The following is an 18,191-nucleotide window of genomic DNA, read 5'->3' as shown; positions in this document are numbered from 1 at the left end:
ACGCACCAAGAGTGACACCCGCCACTGACACTCGAATCGTGACAGCCGCCACTGACAGACCAGGAGCGATGAGGAACTCTCCCCCGAAAGGTCTACCTCCGTGAGAACGCGGAACCCGGTAGACCCTTTAAGGAGGCAGCCATGCGCCGTGTGACCGTGCAGAAGCCCCTGAAGAAGACGGACATGCGCAGGGCCCGCGAGGAGGCCGACGAGCGCCCCGCAGGACGCCCGGAAGTCCGCAAGGACATCGCACGCACGTGGTGGCCGGACGCCTGAGCGGCCGGTGCCGATCATGAGACCGGCGCTCTCTCACCTCATATACACGTGTCAGTCGAACGCCGAAGCACAGGTGGTGGGCCTGGCCCGCGCCGGGTCGAGGGCATTGGCCACCTCGTGGAAGGCGACCCGGTCCAGCAGCCCGATGGCCACGTGCTCGGACAGGTCGGCCGGGCACAGGTCCTGGAGCAGGACGTTGCGCACGTCCGGCCCGCTGAGGTACTGGCTGCGCCACGGCGTGACCACCTCGTCGTACTTGGTGGCGATGACGGTGTAGCGCACGCCGGGCACGGTGTCGCCGCCCGCGTTGAGCCGCTTGAGGACGTCGGAGCCAGTGACCTGGTCGGCGAGGGCGGGCGTGGATTTCGCCAACAGCTCCCCGGCGCCCGGGAAGTACGGCAGCAGGCGGGTGAAGCCGTTCAGGTCGGTGCCGTGATTGCTGGGCGCGATGCCGACCAGGGCGTTCACCTTGGCGGCACCGCCGAGGAACCTCAGGTACCAGCGGGGCATCATGCCGCCCTGCGAGTGTCCGACGATGTCGGTCTCGACGGCGCCGGTGGCGGCGAGCACCCGGTCGACGAAGTCCTTCAGCTGGGCGGCGGACTTCTCGATGGGTCCGAGGCCGTGGAAGAAGGGGACGCCTTCGAGCTGTCCGTAGTCGAGGGAGAAGACGCAATAGCCCCGGCCCTTCAGGTAGGGGGCGAGCCCCAGCCAGTTGTCGACGGAGTTCCCGAGGGTGCCGTGGACGAGCACGACGGGGCGGGGATGGGCGGTGGACGGCTTGCAGGAGTAGTCGTTCCAGCCGGAGCCCGGGGCACCGGCGGCCTGGGCGGAGGTGGCGGGGACGGTGAGGGCCGCGGCGGTCAGCAGCAGCGCGGCCAGGGGTGTGAGCACTCGTTTCCAGGGCAGCATCGGGTGATCTCCTTGCGGCTCAAGGGAAGCGCGACGGCACGACGCCCTGTGATCCGGATCACGAGGATGCTGTTCACTCGTCAAGTTACGAGTCAGTAGTCAAACTGGGAAGTTACGCGTCAGTAAAAACTTCCAGTGGTAACCGGCGACGGCGGACCCACCTGACGCCCCTTCACCAGGCGGGCCGGACGGGCCCGAGCGGGGCGAGCCGCATCAACTGCTCCCCGAGCACCCGGACTTCCCCCTCCCCCAGCACGTCCGCCCACTCCCGCACGGCCTCCGCAGCCGCCTCCTCCGCAGCCCGCGTGCACTCCCACCCCCGCCCGGTCAGCACGACCAGCCGAGCCCGCGCGTCCTCCGGGTGCGGCCGCCGCTCGGCGTACCCCTTGCGCACCATCTCGTCGACGAGCTGACTCGCGGCCTGCTTGGTCACCCCGAGGTGGGCGGCCAGGTCGGTGACCGTCGCACCGTCGGGGGCGAGCCGGGCGAAGGCGAAGCCGTGCGCGGGCCGCAACCCCTCGAAGCCGCGCGCGACCACACCCTCGTGGATGCGTTGCGTGAGCCCGCCGGCGGCAGCGAGCAGGGCGGCGGACAGGGCCATGGCCTCGGAGTTCTGCACGCATGCATTGAAACACCCTTGACGCAGCGGTCAAGTAGCTTGACCATATAGTCAAGCTGCTTGACCAACTGGAGGCCACCATGCCCGTCGTCCGCTCGTCCGAAGCCGTCACCCACGAGATCCACGGCGCCCGCTTCGTCTCGTACGCCACCCCGCGCAGCGGCAGCAAGGAGCTGTGCGCCTGGCGCGGTGAGATCCCCGCCGGCCTCAAGGCGCCCGCGCACACCGTCAGCCGGGAGGAGATCTTCCATCTGCTCGACGGCGAGCTGCTGGTCACCCTCGACGGCCGCACCGAACGGATCACCGCGGGCGACACGGTGATCATCAACCCCGGCGCCACCCTGACCGTCGAGAACCCCACCGACCGGGCCGCGTACTCCTGGGTCACCACCTCGATCGGCATGGAGGGACAGCTCGCCGACGGCACACGCATCGTGCCGCCGTGGGCCAACTGACGTTGTCAACCGATGTCGACCAGAAATGGAGGGAAGAGGTCAGCTTCGTCGGAAAGGAGCGGGATCAACCGCGCCGGACCCTGGACTCCCTCCTCCTCCATTTCTAGCTTGACCTGCAGAGCTGGGCTCTTGAAGAGCCGGAACGGTGGGGGGCTGGGCATCCCAAGATGCTGTCACGTCTCGACGAATTGGAAGAGGATCTGGAAGCCCGCCGGAAGCAAGCAGAGACCGAGGGCTGGCTGGGTGAGATCGAAGGCATCGACCTCACACTGCAGTTCCTGCGCGAGAAACGGAAGCAGGCTCTGAGGTCTGAGCAACCGGGCCGCTCAGTCGACCTCGGGATCCCTTCTTTCCTACCTCGTCCCTGATCAGGGCTCTGCGGGGCCTGTGTCCTATCGCGTGCCCGATGCAGGCTGGAGCCGCTCCTTCACCAACCCTCGGTTCTGCGCAGCGATCTTTGGAGCGCGGGCGCTCCAAGGTCGCCCGCGAAGCCGACCCGGCCTCGCGATGCAGTGGACGACGGCGGGTAGTCGTCGACGGTCATGGAGTTGTAGAGGCGTGCGCTCTTGGTGGTGAGGCGGAGGAGGGCGCGGCTGAGCCCTGCGGGCAGGGCGGAGATCAGGCGGGCGCCCTGGGCCAGTCCCCGCACGCCGAGGCGTGAGGTGGGGATCAGGGTCTTCGCCGCGCTGAGCGCCGCCGCGCGACTGCCGCGCACGTGCTCCGCCATCGCGCGCTCGTAGGCGGGGAAGGCGCGCTCGTGGTCACCGGCCGCCCGCGCCAGCTCCCCGGCTAGGACGTACGCTCCGACGACGGCCAGGCTGGTGCTGCCGCCGACAGCCGGGCCGGGGCAGTAGCCCGCGTCGCCGACGAGCGTCACCCTCCCCCGCGACCAGGTGTCCATGCGGAGCTGGGTGATCGAGTCGAAGTAGAACGCCGGGGTGCGGTCGAGTTCGCCCAGCCAGCGGTCCACGTCGGGGTGCATGCCGTCGAACGCACCGCGCAGCAGCTCCTTCTGCCGGGGCACGTCGTGGTGGTGGTAGTCGAGCTCGCGCTCACTCCGGAACAGGAACAACGCCCGCGCGTCGCCGAGATGCCGCGCGCCGTACATGCCGGCGGTGCGGCCGACGCCGACGTGGATGAGGAGCTCGCCATCGAGCGCGGAGACGTTCGGCAGGGTCAGTACCCCGAGGTACGCCCCGGTGAAGGCGCTGAAGCGGGACTCGTCTCCGAAGACGAGGCGGCGCACGTTGGAGTGCAGCCCATCCGCGCCGACGACGAGGTCGAAGCGGCGCGGTGCGGCGTTCTCGAACCGCACCTCGCCGTCGGGCGAGATGGCGGTGATCGAGTCGTCGAAGATGTACTCGACGTCGTCGCGCGCGGCGTCGTAGTAGATCTCGCTCAGGTCGTCGCGCATGACCTCGACGTGCCGGTCGGAAGAGGCACTGAAGATCTTGAAGAGGTCCACCCGGACGGGACGCCGTGCGCTCTCTTGGTGGACAGTCATCCGGTCGGTGCCGGTGGCCCGCTCCTCGATGCGCGGAAGCACGCCCATCTTCTCCGAGATGTTCATCGCGGGCCGGAACAGGTCGGCCGCGTGGCCGCCGGTCTTGCGCGGAGACGGCGCGCGCTCGACGACGGTGACAGAGAAGCCGTGTCTGGTGAGCCAGTAGGCCAGCACCGGGCCGGCGACGCTGGCGCCGGAGACGAGAATCCGCATGGCACCCCTCGTTGTCATTCAGTCCACCCTTACGGCGTGGATCGTGGTGAAGGCCAGCAGGGGAGTTGCGGTCCGCGGGGGATCCTCGAGTATGGGTGAGTGTCCGAGACCGGGCAGCAACTCGACTTTCGCGCCCGGAACGGCGCGGTAGTCGGCGGCGGATGAGGATCGCCACCTGCGGTCGTCCTCGCCGAAGATCACCAGTAGCGGCTTGCCGAGGGCCGTCAGTCGGTCCGGGAGGGCCTGCTGCTCCAGGTAGTCGCGGGTGGCCTGCATCGTTGTGGTGAGCGTGTGGTGGGTCATGCAGCGCACGTCCTCCAGGAGCTCCGGTGGGATCTGGTAGCCCGCGCGGCTGAAACCGGTGCTCGCGAACCGGCGGAGCTGCTCGTCGGTCGGCGGCCACTGCGAGAGTCCGATCGCGGCGGACTGCGGTGCGATGAAGGCGTCCAGGCTGGGTCCGGTGTTGATGAGCGCGAGCGCGGTCACCAGGTCGGGGCGCTGTTCGGCGAGGGCGGTGGCGACCACGCCGCCGCTGGAATGACCTACGACCACGGCGTGCTCGACGCCGAGCCGGTCCAGTGCCGCGCCGGCCCGGCGTGCCTGGTTCGGGAGCGCATAGCTGCGGTCGGCCGGTTTGGCCGACCGGCCGTGCCCGAGCAGGTCGATCCGGATGACGCAGTGAGATCCGGTCAGCATCGGAACCAGCGAGTCCCACGAGCGGGTCGAGGATGCGGACCCGTGGATGAGCAGGAGTGCGGGGGCGTCGCGGGGGCCGTCCTGACACACGTGGATGTCGCCGTCGTCCAGTGACAGGGTCAACCTCTTGGTGGCCTCGGCGCCGCCATTCACGTACGGTCCGCCGTCAGAAACAGTCATGAGCCCACTGTCGCCGCCGGTCCCTGCCGACGGATTGGATAAATGTTCCCCTCAGCCGACTCAACTAGCATGGGACGGTGCAGACTTTCATGCATGGTGCGGCTGCGTGGGACGTCGCATGTCCGCAGCGTCCTAGCAGGGTGGCCGGTCTCACCATGGCCGGGTTCCGCATCCGTGACCTGGACGTGCTCCGGATGGTCCCGCACCCGGCCGTGACGCTGCTCCTGGAGTTCGGCGCCGGCTCGCCCGTCCTTGACAGTGCCGCCGGGCGGCAGCAGCGGGGAAGCCTCGTCGCCGGGCCCGGGCTCGGGACCGGAGGCGAGGTCCGGGCCTGGGGAGAGAACGTCGAGTGCGTGCAGGTGCGCCTGTCCCCGGTGATCGCACGTACGGTTCTGGGCGTCTCCCCCGCCGACCTCGACGGCGCCGTCGTGTCCCTGGGCGATCTGTGGGGCCGGGAGGCGTCCCGGATCTGCGAGCAACTCGGCGATGTCTCGTCGTGGCAGGATCGCTTCGCGTTGACGGACGCGCTGCTCGCCCGTCGGTATGAGGCGGGGCCGCCGGTAGACCCGGAGGTGGCCTGGGCCTGGCACCGCATCGTCGACAGCCGTGGCCTGGCCCGGGTCGACGGACTCGCAACCGAGGTCGGATGGAGCCGTAAGCGCCTGTGGTCCCAGTTCCGGTCGCAGCTCGGCCTGCCGCCCAAGCGCGCCGTGAAGCTGGTCCGCTTCGACCATGCCGTCCACCGCCTGGTCGCGGGTGAAGGCGCGGCCCGAGTCGCGGCCGACGCCGGCTACGCCGACCAGTCCCACCTGCATCGAGACGTCATGGCGTTCACCGGGGCAACCCCGGTGACCGTGGCCGGCGAGCCGTTTCTCGCCGTTGACGACGTCGCATGGCCCAGCCGCGGAACCCCCGTCGAGCCTCACGTCTCCAGGGATCTCCGGCTCGACCGCCCGCCGGAGGTGAGACGACTACCGCTGTGAACGTCGCCGCGGTCACCTGCGCCGGACGGGTCCGGCGGCGCTCAGCGGTCAAGGGTGCGCGAGGGTCGCCGGCCCCACCGAGCCAGGCCATCTTGCGGCAATACGATCGAGGACCGGTTCAAGCCGGCGGGCGCTTTCCGTCTGCCGATCGAAGGTGAGCTGCTGGCCGGAGAGCCGAGCGGTCGTCAGATCCTCGGCTCTCAGGGAAAGAGCTGTTACCCGTGCCCGCTGAAGTCCCAAGGCGTCGTGCAGCGCTTGTGCGGTGCCCGCCAGCACTGGAGTGTGAGCCGTGGGTTCTGGAAGCGCTCGCGTCCGGGTGGTCGTGGACCGATCCGCGTAATGAACTGTGAGTGTAAGCGCGCGGGCCACTTGGCCGTCCGCTCTCAATTGCCTACCGATATCAACAGCAAGTCCAAGCAGCGCGCCGCGACGTACGGATCCATCGACCTCATGCCTGTCGAATCGCAATTCAGCGCTGGTCGACTTTGGCGGAGCGTGCGGCACCACACGTGTCCGGTCGATGCCACGGGCCCGCTCGTGCACAAGACGCCCCGTCTTCGCACCCAGGATCCTCTGCAAGGTGGCCTCAGAAGTTTCTGCCACCTTACCGATGCTGTCCAACCCGTACTCGCAGAGCACGCGAGCCGTCTTCGGCCCCACTCCATACAGGACTGCTACTGGCTTTGGATTCAGGAAGCCGGATATTCCCTGTGGGGTATCCGGGATACAGCGAACGGCACCAGGCGGTCCGTGATGCCCGGCCATCCTGGCGAGCATGGGATTGGGAGCCACTCCGACAGCACAGTCAAGGCCGTACAACGCCAACATGCGCACACGCACGAGACGCGCAATCTCAACAGCGTCGCAATCGAAATAGCGAACGCTCCCGCTTACATCCGCCAATGCGGCGTTGGGCGGAATAGCCTCGACAACCGGGGTGATTTCACCCAGGACCTGAAGGAGCGTCTCCCACGTTTCCCAAGGCGGCTCTGGCGCCTGGATATGGATAATGGCCATCTCGATCACCCTGCGCTTCCAGGACTGGAGTGCCAGAACTTGCGGCCTTCCATGGCGTCACCGCCGGCGGGCCTGAGATCCGCCCATGGATCCATTTCGACGCCGTTGGCTACCTGAATCGTTCGGCCGGGCTTTCTCGCCTCAGGGGCAGGGCGCTCCTGACGCTCCGCCAATCTGTTCGCCACAGCATCGAGACCTCCGGTACGGCGCAACTCCGCCAGTTCCGTCAGATCCCACGCGGCAGAGCCGGCAACACTGAGCGAACGCGGCCCACGGCGTTGGACTTTCCCGCGGACCAGCAGCAGCCAGCTGTGAAAGATCGTGTGCGCGCAGTCGGCTTGGCTGTCGCTGAAGAAAGCCAGGTCTATCAGGCCAGTCGAGTCGTCGAGGGTGACGAAGATGATCCGCTGCGGCTCCCGCGCGGTCGCTTCCCCGTACGGGCTTGACTTGGTGCGGTGAAGGATCGGCGGCGTCTGGGTGGCCGCCTTGGCGCCCGCGACCAGCACCATCTCCCCGTGCCGGGCCTCGCGCAGCCGCCGCGCGGACACCACGCCCAGCTCGTCGAGGAACGCCCGGTGATCGTCCATCAGATGGCGCGAGGCGTCCATGGACAGCACGCCCAGCTCGGCACTGAGCCGCTCCGACGAGGTGAGGTCGGGCAACCCGGCCGGTGCGGTCTTCCGCCCTCCCGCCAGCGGAAGCTGGGCACCGCCCGCGCCCCGCGCGCCCCGGTGCAGCTCGGTCAGATGCAGTTGCAGATCACGGCGGTTGGCGCCGAACGCGTCCAGTGCTCCCACCTGCGCGAGCCGCTGGGCCAGCGGACGGCTGGGCCGGCCCCGCTCCCAGAAGTCGACCAGCGAGGCGTACGGCTGCCCCTCGGCGATCCGTGCCGCCTCGGCCTCACTGATGCCGTGCACATCGGAGAGCGCCAGCCGCAGCCCCCACTTACCGGACACCAGTTCGATACGGTGTGCGACGCCCGACTTGTTCACGTCCAGCGGCAGCACGGGCACCCCGCGCCGCCGCGCGTCCGCCAGCAGCAGCCGCTTCGGGTACATGCCGGGGTCGTGCGTCAGCAACCCCGCGTAGAAGGCGGCCGGGTGATGCGCTTTCAGCCACGCCGACTGGTACGTCGGCACGGCGAAGGCGACCGCGTGGGCCTTGCAGAAGCCGTACGACCCGAAGGCCTCGATGATCTCCCAGGTCCGCTGAATCGTTCCCGCGTCGTACCCGTTCGCCGCCGCGTGCTGCGCGAACCACACCTTGATCCGCCCCTGCGACTCCGGATCGGACAGCCCGCGCCGCACCCGGTCCGCCTCACCGCGCCCGCAGCCGGTCATGATGTCGACGATGTCGATGATCTGCTCGTGGAAGACGACGACCCCGTACGTCTCCTTCAGCGGCTCCTGAAGGTCCGGGTGCGGATAGCGGATCGGCGCCCGCCCGTGCCGCGCCTCGATGAACGGCCGCACCATGTCGGCGGCGACCGGCCCGGGCCGGAACAGCGAGATGTCGACGACGAGGTCGTGGAAAGTGGCCGGCTGGAGCCGCCCGACCAGGTCCCGCTGCCCCGGCGACTCGATCTGGAAGCAGCCGAGCGTCTCGGTGGACCGGATCAGCCGGTATGTCTCCGGATCCCCCGGCGACAGGGCGTCCAGATCGACCCTCACCCCCGACACCCGCTCCACTTCCGCCACGGCGTGCGCCATCGCCGACTGCATCCGCACGCCCAACACGTCGAGCTTGAGCAACCCGAGGTCCTCGACGTCGTCCTTGTCGAACTGCGACATCGGAAAGCCCTCGCCGCTGGTCGGCATGACCGGCGTACGGGCCAGCAGGGAGGCGTCGGACAGCAGCACCCCGCACGGATGCATGGCCACCCCGCGCGGCAGCGCGTCCAGCGCCTCGACCAGCTCCCACAGCCTCCCGTACTTCTCCTTCTCCCCCGCCAGCGCGCGCAGTTCGGGCAGTTCCTCCAGCGCGGCGCGGGCGTCCCGGGCCCGGATATGGGGAAAGGACTTGGCGACCCGGTCGATCTCGGCCGGATCCATGGACAGGGCGGCCCCCACGTCACGGATCGCATGCCGTACGCGATACGTCTCCGGCATCGCGACCGTCGCGACCCGTTCGGTGCCGAACCGGTCGATGATCGCGCGGTAGACCTCCAGCCGGCGCGCGGACTCCACGTCGATGTCGATGTCGGGCAGCACGACCCGCTCCTTCGACAGGAACCGCTCCATCAGCAGCCGGTGCTCGATCGGATCGGCGTGCGCGATCCCGAGCAGATGGTTGACGAGCGACCCCGCACCGGATCCCCGGGCGGCGACCCGGATCCCCATCTCCCGCACATCGTCGACCACTTGGGCAACGGTCAGGAAATAAGAAGCGAAGCCGTGATGGGCGATGATGTCCAGCTCACGGTGCATCCGCTCCCAGTACTCCCGCCGCCGGTCGTACCCGCGCAGCACCATCCCCGCCGCCGCCCGCGAGGCCAGCGTCCGCTGGGCGGTACGGCGCCCGGCACCGACCAGGTGGGGCTCGGGGAAATGGACGGTACCGATCCCGAGATCGTCCTCGGGATCGACCAGACACGCGGCGGCGGTGGCCTCGGTCTGCTCCACCAGCCGATGAGCGGTGTCCCGCCGGAACCCCGCGGCCTGAACGACCCGCTCCGCCACCCCGACCATGGCATCCGCCCCCTTGAGCCAGGCCTCACCGGAGTCCAGCTCCTTGGTCGGGTCGACGGGCACCAGGCGCCGGGCCGCGTCCAGCACGTCGGCGACCGGCCCCAGCCCCGGGTCGGCGTACCGTACGGCGTTGCTGAGCACCGGCCGGATCCGCTGCTCGGCGGCGAACCCGACGGTCCGGGCGGCCAGCCGCAGCGAGCCGGGCCCCGTACCTTTCCGGCCGTGCCAGACGGCCTCCAGCCGCAGGGCGTCGCCGTAGACCTCCCGCCAGGGCACGAGCAGCCGCGCCGCACGGTCGGGACGCCCGGCGGCCAGGGCACGTCCCACATCCGAATCAGGCCCGAGCAGCACGGTCACGCCCTCGGCGTGGTTGCGCTCCCAGGACAGCAGGGGCGTCCCCTCCCCTTCATGCGCCGCCGAGACGAGCCGGCACAGCCCGGCCCACCCGCGGGCACCGTCCCGGGCGAGAAAGGTCACCCGGGGGGCGGACTCGTCGACGAAGGCGCCACCGCGCACAGGAGTCCGGCGCCGCCCCGCCCCCGGCTCGGCAGGCTCCGCTCCCGCCACCGCCAGATCCGCCCCGAACACCGGACGGACCCCTGCCTTCGCACAGGCCTTGGCGAACCGGACGGCGCCGGCGAGCGTGTCGCGATCAGTGAGAGCCAGGGCGTCCATGCCCCGCTCGGAGGCACGCTCGGCCAGCCGCTCCGGATGCGAGGCTCCATACCGCAACGAGAATCCGGAGACGGTGTGCAGATGCGTGAACCCCGGCACACGCACCTCCCGCACTCGTGAACCGCAACGGCTCTCGAACATCTGTTCCCAGCTACCTCACCCCCACCATACCCCCATCCTCGAATACATGTGCGACATCCGTCCGGCCCCACCTCACCTGCGAAAACACCGAAACGCCCCCGACTGCGGAGGCATGGCGTCAGGCGCTACGCACCCCCACCGGAGCAGCCACAGGCCACCGCAGGCACCCCGCCCGCCCGCCGGAGGCCAACGCAAAAGCCCCGCCCCTCACACAAGGGGCGGGACTCCGCAAACCTGGAACCAGGACTCAGAACTCGGAACTCAGCCGATCTCGGTCCCGGTCGCCGACAGCGCCTCCGTCACCGGCTGGAAGAACGTCTCCCCACCGGACGTGCAGTCACCACTACCACCGGACGTCAGCCCGATCGCGTTGCTGCCCGAGAAGAGCGAGCCACCACTGTCACCGGGCTCCGCGCACACGTCGGTCTGGATCAGACCGTTCACGATGTCGCCGTTGCCGTAGTTCACGGTGGCGTCCAGCCCCGTGACCTTCCCGTCGTGCACCTGGGTCGTCGAACCGCTCCGCGTGACCTCCATGCCGACCGTCGCCTCGGCGGCACCCGTGATCTTCTGCGTGGAGCCGTTGTAGAGGTTCACCTCACTCGGGTGAGCCACCTCCGCGGTGTACTTGACCAGCCCGTAGTCGTTGTCCGGGAAGCTGGAGTCCGCGTTGGTGCCGATCTCCTTGCCGCTGGAGTCCGACCACGTCGAGATGCCCTCGGTGCAGTGCCCGGCGGTCAGGAAGAACGGCTCGCCGCCCTTGACCACGTTGAAGCCGAGCGAGCAGCGGCCGCCGCTACCGGTGATCGCGTCACCACCGGCGATGAAGGGCTTGTACTCGCCCTTCGTCCGCTTGAGTTCGGCCTTCGCCCCGAGCCCGTCGACGACCTTCGTCAGCTTCGTCCACTCGGCCTTGGACACCGTACGGTCGGCGGTGACGACGATCTTGTTGCTCGTCGGGTCGGTCACCCAGGAGGTGCCCGGAATCGTCGCGTCCTGCTTCAGCGTGCCGCGGGCGCTCTTGAGTTCGGCGAGAGAGTTCGCCACGACTCTCGCCTTGGCTCCGGCCTTCTCGACGGCCTTGGCCGCGGCCTCGTCGACCACGTTCACCACGAGGTTCTTGCTCTTCGTGTCGTAGAACGTGCCCGCCGCGTCGGCGCCCAGGTCCTGGGCCAGCGTCGAGGCGAGCTTTCCGGCCGCCGTGACCGACAGGGTCCGGGGCGCGGAGGCCTCCGGGGTCTCACTCGCGTTCGCAGTCTGGAAGGTGACTCCCGCGGCGACCAGTGCGGCGATACCCGCACCTGCCACGGCTACACGCCGCTTGGGTATGCGTCGGTGCTTCAACTCACGTCCTCCTGTGGGGGGTCGGCCCGAGAGGTTGTGGGGACCTCGCGAACCGGAAGGCTCTGTTGACGAGCGCCCACTATTCCGAGGACAACGGGGGGCACACAAGGTCGAGTTCAGGACGCGCGTAGATTGCCGACCGCGCGCCCTCTTATTTTTGACCGTCCATGGTCAAATCGGGCCCAACTCCCACCCGCTTCACGCACGTTCACACTGCAAACATTACGCGTGAGTAATGTGTGCCCACTCTGTGAGGTCTGGCCATGGCTGAAAATCGCCCGCCCCACCGACCCACGACAACCCCACCGAAAACCGGAGGCTCCGTCAAAAACAGGAAGCCCCCGCACGCACTGCGCGCGGGGGCACAAAACTCACCCTGCCGAGGACCGGAACCGGTCTAGTACACGCTGACCCCGTAAGCGCTCAGGGCCTCCGTGACGGGCTGGAAGAACGTCGTACCGCCGGAGGAGCAGTTACCGCTGCCGCCGGAGGTCAGACCGTACGCGACGCCGTTGCTGCCGTAGAGCGACCCGCCGGAGTCACCGGGCTCGGCGCAGACGGTGGTCTGGATCAGGCCGGAGACGATGTCCCCGCCGCCGTAGTTCACGGTCGCGTTGAGGGCGGTGACACGGCCACTGTGCGTACCGGTCGTGGAGCCGTCGCGGATGACGGTGGTGCCCACACTCGGGGTGGCCGCGCGCGTGATGTCCACGCCGTTCGCGGTGCCCGGACGGCTGACGGAGCCGCTGTAGCGGACGAGGCCGTAGTCGTTGCCCGGGAAGCTGGAGCCGGCGGTCGAGCCGATGACCGTGGTACGTCCGGAGTTGGAGTACCAGGTGCCCGCGCCGTCGGTGCAGTGACCGGCGGTCAGGAAGTATTCGGTGCCGTTGCTGGCGCGGACGTTGAAGCCGAGGGAGCAGCGCCAGCTACTCGCATAGATGGCGTCGCCGCCCTGGATCAGCTTGTTGAACTTGCCGGGGGTGCGCTTGATCGTGAGCGCGTCGGCGTTGGCGCCGGCCTGCTTCTTGATCTTCGCTATCTCGGCCTGGCTGACCGTGCTGTCGACGGTCAGGAGCACACGGTTGTTCTTGCTGTCGACGGCCCAGGCGGTGCCCGGGATGTCGGCCTTCAGCAAGGAGCCGCTGGCGCTCTTGAGTTCGGCGGCGCTGAAGGTGGTGGGGGTGTCGGATGCGTTCGCGCTGGGGATCGCGATCGCTGCGGCGGCAACGAGGCCGGTGGAAACGGCGATCAGCCGGGTGCGTCTCGAAATACCGCTGCGGGGGGTGGTGCGCTTGATCCTCACTTTTCGTTCCTCCACAAAGGAAGTCGGGGGCCGTCGTGGGGTTTCGGGCCCGTGAGGCGCAGTCCGGGGCGAGGCAGGCCGGATTCCGAATCCGCCGTGCCCCTGACAAGCGCTGGTGGGAGTATTCGGCCGAACGGCCGGTAGGCGCAAGAGGGCCTTTCGGCCGGGCCCTTGTGCACCACCGGCCGCGGTCGGGTCAGCAGTCGCAGGGGCAGCAGCAGTCGCACCCGTCGCAGTCGCAATCCCGGCAGCAGCCCTCGCGCTTCTTGCGGGACCACGGCCCCTCGTACTCCTCGGCACAGCACAGCTTGCAGGTGCAGCACAGCAGCCAGAACATCCCGCACCCGGCCCAGAACCCGCGCCGGCCCTGGGGCGGCTGGGGCACCGGCGCACCACCACCGAGACCACCGCCCCCGTACCCTCCTCCCCCACCTGCGAACGGGTTCCCGCCCCCACCCGCGTACGGGTTTCCACCACCGTCCGCGTACGGCCCCTGGTGCGGCTGCTGTCCGTACGGCCCGCCCTGATGGGAGGAGCACACCGGCACCGTGCCGAACGCCCGGTCCACCGAGCGCCGCAGTTCGTGCACGAACAGCAGATGCACGAGCTTCGCGTCGGCGAATTCGGCGTCGCGCAGCGCGAGCCGCACCCCGTGCACCGCGTCGTCGGCGAGCCGCCGGGCCTCCGCGAGGGAGGTACCGGTCGCGGCGATCGGGTTCCAGGCACCTGAGGTGGTGTCAGCGTGCAGGTCCTCGACGGCATCCAGGAGATGGGCCAGCCGCCCGAAGAGCCGTCCGGCCTCGGCGAGCGGCCCGGCGTTGTGCGGCCGGCCGGCGAGGACCGCCGTGTGGGCGAAGGCGGCGGCGGTCGCGGTCTCGGTCGGTTCGGTGACCGTCAGGATCGGCGTGCCGGGCCCGGCGAGCGTCTCGATGCCGCTCTGCCGGTCCACGGCGTCGACCAGGACGGCCGTGTCGAACCCGACGGCGGAGCCGGTGCGCGCCCCGGCGCGGTCCCAGCCCACGGCGATCCGGCGCGCGGCGCGCGCGACCGGCGCGCGGGCCAGCAGTCCGTCGCCGTCTGCGACGTGGTCGCGCACCTTGGCGGAGGCGAGCACCAGCGACACGGCCGCCGCGAGCCGCGCTCCCTCACCGTGTGCGACGGACGCGGTGCGCATCCCGCGCAGCGGACAGGGCCCCGCCCGGCGCCGCCCCACACCGCTCGACGCGCCGATCGCCGCCCGGCCCGCCTGAGCCTCCGTCAACACGGAGACGAGAAGCCCGTCGTAGTTCGTCACGATGCGCGCGAGCTGCCCGTGGTCCCGGCGCAGGGCGAGACACAGCCCACACAAATGCGCCATCCACTGGGCCGTGAGGCTCTCCCCCAGCCGGTGCCGACAGGGCCTGACCATTCCGAACATCGATGCCCCCCGTGCTTCGTACGACGTTTGGCGCCGCATGGTATCGGCCACCGCGTTCACCCGTACGCACCGCTCATCACCCGTACGCCGCGAAGAATCATATTTCACTCACAGTCAGCAGTCGTTTACGACAAGGCCCTTGGGAAACACGGACTCTCGACGGATTCGCTGTGCACCAGTACCGTCACAAACCCCCCGTGCGGCGTCTATCCACTTGGCGCGCCATCCGCATCATGGACGACGATAGGGATGCGGAAAGCAGAAAGACCGCTGTGAGAGGAGGCGTCCATGGGATCGGTACGCAAGGCAAGTGCCTGGCTTGGCCTCGTCGACGACAACGAAGACGAGCGTTACTACGACGACGACTACTCCGACGGGACCGAGCCCGGGGAGGCCTGGGTCACCGATCCGCGCGTCAAGGTGGCCTCGGACGTCGCCGAGGAGAAGGGGCGCCGCATCGGCACGGTGACCCCGGACAGCTTCCGGGACGCGCGCGCCATCGGCGAGCTGTTCCGCGAGGGCGTGCCGGTCATCATGAACCTGACGGCCATGGACGCCGGCGACGCCAAGCGCGTGGTCGACTTCGCGGCCGGGCTGATCTTCGGCCTGCGCGGTTCGATCGAGCGGGTGTCGACCCGCGTGTTCCTGCTGACCCCCGCCAACACGGAGATCGTGAACGGCGACCCGGCCGCGCACCGCACGGACGGCTTCTTCAACCAGAGCTGAGGCAGGGCCGCTCACCGGCCCTGCCCCGCGCGGGGTTCACCGGAAGGCGTCGAGTCCGGTGAGCGCCTTGCCCAGCACGAGCTGGTGCATCTCGACGGTGCCCTCGTAGGTGAGCACCGACTCGAGGTTGGTCGCGTGCCGCATCACGGGGTATTCGAGCGAGATCCCGTTGGCGCCGAGAACGGTGCGGGCCGTGCGGCAGATCTCGATCGCCTCTCGTACGTTGTTGAGCTTGCCGAAGCTGACCTGCTCGGGACGCAGGCGGCCGGCGTCCATACGCCGCCCCAGGTGATGGGCGAGCAGAATTCCCTTGTGCAGTTCGACCGCCATATCGGCGAGTTTGGCCTGGGTGAGCTGGAAGCCGCCGATGGGCCGTCCGAACTGCTCGCGGGACTTCGCGTAGTCGACCGCGGCCTCGAAACAACTGCGGGCCGCACCCATGGCGCCCCAGACGATTCCGTACCGGGCGTGCGACAGGCAGCTGAGCGGTCCGCGCAGGCCGGTGCCCTCCGGGAGAACGGCCTCGGCGGGCAGCCGTACGTCGTCGAGGACGAGTTCGCTGGTGACGGAGGCCCTGAGGGACCACTTGTGCTTGATCTCGGGGGCGGAGAACCCGGCGCTGTCCGTCGGCACGACGAACCCGCGGATCCCGTCGTCGGTCTGCGCCCACACGACGGCGACGCCGGCGACCGAGCCGTTGGTGATCCACATCTTGCGGCCGCTCAGGACCCAGTCGGTGCCGTCGCGCTTGGCGTACGTCCGCATGGAGGCCGGGTCGGATCCATGGTCGGGCTCGGTCAGCCCGAAGCACCCGATGATCTCACCGGCGGCCATCCGGGGCAGCCACTGCTGCTTCTGCGCTTCACTGCCGAACCGGTGGATGGCGTACATGGCGAGGGAGCCCTGCACGGAGACGAGGGACCGGATCCCGGAGTCGGCGGCCTCCAGCTCCAGGCACGCCAGGCCGTACTGCACGGCGGACGCCCCGGCGCACCCGTACCCCTCCAGGGACATCCCGAGGGCGCCGAGCTCCCCCAGCTCCCGGGCGAGCTCCCGGATCCCCGGCAGTTCCCCCTTCTCGTACCACTCGGCGACATGCGGCAGCACCCGGTCCGCGGCCCAGGCCCGCACGGTGCCCCTGATCCCGAGATCCTCCGGCTCCAGGAGGTCGTCCAGCCCCAGGGGGTCGGCGGGATCGAAGGGAGGAAGCTTGGACGACTGGGACATGCGAACACCCTCCGAAGCTCTTTAACTAGCACTGCTAATCAAGACGCTACGACGCCTGCCCACCCACGCACCAGCCGTAGTCGCCGACCGGAGGGCTGAAAGCCGCAAAAAGGGCATCACACCGAGACGCGTGACTCCGCGGCGTCCCTCGGGGCAGGCAACTCCACCGCCCCCTCGCCCTCACACTGCATGACCCGCGGCAACCGCAACGCCATCACCGCCCCGAGCACCAACAACCCCGCACTCACCAGCAACGTCACATGCAGCCCGTGCACGAACGCGTCCCGGGCGGCATGACGCAGGGCGACCCCGGCCACCCCACCCAGCTGCGCGGCAACCTCGTACGCCTCCCCCAGCGAATGCCCCGCCGAGGAGGACGCCGACTCCGGCACCCCCGGCACGCCCGACAACCCGGGCGCGTACGCCGCGTTCATCACCGTGCCGAGCAGGGCGATCCCGATCCCCGCCCCCAGCTGGTACGACGTCTCCCCGATCGCCGCCGCCCCACCCGCCTGGTTCTGCGGCGCCTCGCTCAGCATCGACTCGTACGCCCCGAACAGCGTCGTCTCCAGCCCGAAGCCGAGCAGTACGAAGCCGGTCAGCATCAGCGCGAAGTCGTCCGTGCGGCCCAGGGCCGTCAGCAGCACCACCGCGAACGCCGTCAGACAGAACCCGAAGCACACCATCCGCCGCGGCCCGAACCGCCGCAGCATCCGCGCCCCGGCCAGCCCGGCCGCCATCGCGGCGAACGTCAGCGGCAGCAGCCGCAGCCCCGTCTCCAGCGGCGACAGCCCGAGCACCAGCTGGAGGTACTGGGCCGCGATCAGTTCGAGTCCGACCAGCGCGAGCATCGCCAGCACGATGCACCCGACGGCCGTGCTGAACGCCGGCCGCGCGAACATGCCGAGGTCGACCAGCGGATGCGTCCGCCGCCGCTGCCGCCGTACGAACGCGACCAGCAGCGCCGCGCCCACCACCAGCGGCGGCACGGTGAGCAGGCTCCCGAGCGACTCGCCGCCGCCGAGCCGCTTGACGCCCAGCACCACTCCGAACAGCCCGAGCGCCGCCATCAGCGCGCCGACCACGTCCCAGGGCCCTTCGCCGTCGCCTTTGGACTCGGGCAGCAGCAGTCGCCCGACCGGGAGACTGACCAGCATCAACGGGATGTTGACGAGGAACACCGAGCCCCACCAGAAGTGCTCCAGCAGGAAGCCGCCGAGCAGCGGTCCGACCGCCGCTCCCACCGCGGCCACGGCGCTCCAGATGCCGATCGCGAGTGCCCGCTCGCGCCGGTCCGGGAAGACCTGCCGCAGGATCGACAGGGTCGCGGGCATGATCATGGCACCGCCCACGCCGAGCAGCGCCCGCGCCACGATGAGTACCTGGGCGTTGTCCGCCAGGGCCGCGAGGCCGGAGGCGACGCCGAACAGCGCGTACCCGAGGAGCAGGACCCTGCGGCGGCCGACGCGGTCGCCCAGCGTGCCGAACAGGATCAGCAGCGAGGCGCAGACGAGCGGATAGACGTCGACGATCCAGAGCAGCTCGATCCCGCCGGGCTTCAGGTCCTCGGTGACGGCGGGGACCGCCACGTGCAGCACGGTGGCGTCGACGGCGACCAGCAGCAGGCTGACGCAGAGGACGACGAGGACCACCCAGCGGTTGGCACCGGCCCCGGCCGCCCGACGGCGCAGCGCAGTGGCCGTGGTCGTCCCGGACATGTACGTACCTCCCAGATGTTCCCTCGCGGTCGGCGGGCTCACGGGGTGGGGGACGCCCCCGTGACTCGGCCGGAGAGGAGCGGTGGTCTCCGGCCCGC

Annotated in this window: 15 protein-coding genes; 4 read left to right on the top strand and 11 right to left on the bottom strand. The window is 69.6% G+C overall.

Going from position 1 to position 18,191, the window contains the following annotated elements; genetic code table 11:
• The first annotated feature begins 141 nt into the window (after positions 1–141).
• The gene (locus ACFZDA_RS27790; RefSeq protein WP_391086620.1) at positions 142–276 is read left to right on the top strand and encodes a hypothetical protein; all 135 of its coding nucleotides are present in this window, start codon (positions 142–144) and stop codon (positions 274–276) included.
• Positions 277–327: 51 nt separating this feature from the next.
• On the opposite strand, the gene ACFZDA_RS27785 is transcribed toward ACFZDA_RS27790, so the two are convergent.
• Entirely contained in the window at positions 328–1,188 is an 861-nt protein-coding gene (locus ACFZDA_RS27785) for an alpha/beta fold hydrolase (RefSeq protein ID WP_391086619.1), read from the bottom strand.
• Positions 1,189–1,360: 172 nt separating this feature from the next.
• Complete coding sequence (locus ACFZDA_RS27780) at positions 1,361–1,807, bottom strand: MarR family transcriptional regulator (protein WP_391086617.1); 447 nt, start codon at positions 1,805–1,807, stop codon at positions 1,361–1,363.
• 80 nt (positions 1,808–1,887) lie between these two features.
• Between ACFZDA_RS27780 and ACFZDA_RS27775 the strand changes: the two genes are divergently transcribed.
• Complete coding sequence (locus ACFZDA_RS27775; protein ID WP_391086615.1) at positions 1,888–2,262, top strand: cupin domain-containing protein; 375 nt, start codon at positions 1,888–1,890, stop codon at positions 2,260–2,262.
• Between the two features lie 427 nt (positions 2,263–2,689).
• Here the strand turns inward: ACFZDA_RS27775 and ACFZDA_RS27770 are convergent, their stop codons facing one another.
• Positions 2,690–3,997, bottom strand: coding sequence for an FAD-dependent monooxygenase (locus ACFZDA_RS27770; RefSeq protein WP_391086613.1), 1,308 nt, complete (start codon positions 3,995–3,997; stop codon positions 2,690–2,692).
• A complete protein-coding gene (locus ACFZDA_RS27765) occupies positions 3,998–4,855 on the bottom strand; it encodes an alpha/beta fold hydrolase (protein WP_391086611.1) in 858 nt (285 codons plus the stop codon).
• A gap of 77 nt (positions 4,856–4,932) precedes the next feature.
• Here ACFZDA_RS27765 and ACFZDA_RS27760 point away from each other — a divergent pair, with 77 nt between their 5' ends.
• Positions 4,933–5,838: a helix-turn-helix domain-containing protein gene (locus ACFZDA_RS27760; protein WP_391086609.1), complete on the top strand. Its 906-nt coding sequence runs from the start codon at positions 4,933–4,935 to the stop codon at positions 5,836–5,838.
• A 48-nt stretch (positions 5,839–5,886) separates the two neighbouring features.
• Here ACFZDA_RS27760 and ACFZDA_RS27755 read toward each other — a convergent pair whose 3' ends face one another.
• From ACFZDA_RS27755 to ACFZDA_RS27735, 5 genes are all read right to left on the bottom strand, one after another.
• Positions 5,887–6,855: a helix-hairpin-helix domain-containing protein gene (locus tag ACFZDA_RS27755; protein ID WP_391087224.1), complete on the bottom strand. Its 969-nt coding sequence runs from the start codon at positions 6,853–6,855 to the stop codon at positions 5,887–5,889.
• A 5-nt stretch (positions 6,856–6,860) separates the two neighbouring features.
• Positions 6,861–10,316: a DNA polymerase III subunit alpha gene (locus ACFZDA_RS27750; protein ID WP_391086607.1), complete on the bottom strand. Its 3,456-nt coding sequence runs from the start codon at positions 10,314–10,316 to the stop codon at positions 6,861–6,863.
• A gap of 303 nt (positions 10,317–10,619) precedes the next feature.
• Entirely contained in the window at positions 10,620–11,702 is a 1,083-nt protein-coding gene (locus tag ACFZDA_RS27745; protein ID WP_391086605.1) for an alpha-lytic protease prodomain-containing protein, read from the bottom strand.
• Between the two features lie 397 nt (positions 11,703–12,099).
• On the bottom strand, positions 12,100–13,005 hold the full coding sequence (locus tag ACFZDA_RS27740) for a trypsin-like serine protease (RefSeq protein ID WP_391086603.1): 906 nt from the start codon (positions 13,003–13,005) through the stop codon (positions 12,100–12,102).
• A gap of 196 nt (positions 13,006–13,201) precedes the next feature.
• Complete coding sequence (locus ACFZDA_RS27735) at positions 13,202–14,422, bottom strand: DUF5685 family protein (protein ID WP_391086601.1); 1,221 nt, start codon at positions 14,420–14,422, stop codon at positions 13,202–13,204.
• A gap of 288 nt (positions 14,423–14,710) precedes the next feature.
• On the opposite strand from ACFZDA_RS27735, the gene ACFZDA_RS27730 reads away from it, so the two are divergent.
• Positions 14,711–15,148: a cell division protein SepF gene (locus ACFZDA_RS27730; protein ID WP_114251168.1), complete on the top strand. Its 438-nt coding sequence runs from the start codon at positions 14,711–14,713 to the stop codon at positions 15,146–15,148.
• A gap of 36 nt (positions 15,149–15,184) precedes the next feature.
• Here the strand turns inward: ACFZDA_RS27730 and ACFZDA_RS27725 are convergent, their stop codons facing one another.
• The gene (locus ACFZDA_RS27725) at positions 15,185–16,375 is read right to left on the bottom strand and encodes an acyl-CoA dehydrogenase family protein (RefSeq protein WP_391086598.1); all 1,191 of its coding nucleotides are present in this window, start codon (positions 16,373–16,375) and stop codon (positions 15,185–15,187) included.
• A gap of 116 nt (positions 16,376–16,491) precedes the next feature.
• On the bottom strand, positions 16,492–18,093 hold the full coding sequence (locus ACFZDA_RS27720; RefSeq protein ID WP_391086596.1) for an MFS transporter: 1,602 nt from the start codon (positions 18,091–18,093) through the stop codon (positions 16,492–16,494).
• Positions 18,094–18,191: the final 98 nt, after the last annotated feature.

Origin of the sequence: Streptomyces sp. NPDC007991 (assembly GCF_042958445.1) — a bacterium.
Taxonomy (GTDB): domain Bacteria; phylum Actinomycetota; class Actinomycetes; order Streptomycetales; family Streptomycetaceae; genus Streptomyces.
The sequence above is the reverse complement of the archived record's forward strand: the minus strand, read 5'-3'. Positions and strand labels throughout refer to the sequence as shown.

Excerpts from the sequence above, each read along its gene's own strand:
- ACFZDA_RS27790 (WP_391086620.1), top strand. The coding sequence starts at position 142 with ATGCGCCGTGTGACCGTGCAGAAGCCCCTGAAGAAGACGGACATGCGC.
- ACFZDA_RS27720 (WP_391086596.1), bottom strand. The coding sequence starts at position 18,093 with ATGTCCGGGACGACCACGGCCACTGCGCTGCGCCGTCGGGCGGCCGGG.
- ACFZDA_RS27755 (WP_391087224.1), bottom strand. The coding sequence starts at position 6,855 with ATGGCCATTATCCATATCCAGGCGCCAGAGCCGCCTTGGGAAACGTGG.
- ACFZDA_RS27725 (WP_391086598.1), bottom strand. The coding sequence starts at position 16,375 with ATGTCCCAGTCGTCCAAGCTTCCTCCCTTCGATCCCGCCGACCCCCTG.
- ACFZDA_RS27770 (WP_391086613.1), bottom strand. The coding sequence starts at position 3,997 with ATGACAACGAGGGGTGCCATGCGGATTCTCGTCTCCGGCGCCAGCGTC.
- ACFZDA_RS27730 (WP_114251168.1), top strand. The coding sequence starts at position 14,711 with ATGGGATCGGTACGCAAGGCAAGTGCCTGGCTTGGCCTCGTCGACGAC.
- ACFZDA_RS27785 (WP_391086619.1), bottom strand. The coding sequence starts at position 1,188 with ATGCTGCCCTGGAAACGAGTGCTCACACCCCTGGCCGCGCTGCTGCTG.
- ACFZDA_RS27775 (WP_391086615.1), top strand. The coding sequence starts at position 1,888 with ATGCCCGTCGTCCGCTCGTCCGAAGCCGTCACCCACGAGATCCACGGC.
- ACFZDA_RS27765 (WP_391086611.1), bottom strand. The coding sequence starts at position 4,855 with ATGACTGTTTCTGACGGCGGACCGTACGTGAATGGCGGCGCCGAGGCC.
- ACFZDA_RS27735 (WP_391086601.1), bottom strand. The coding sequence starts at position 14,422 with ATGTTCGGAATGGTCAGGCCCTGTCGGCACCGGCTGGGGGAGAGCCTC.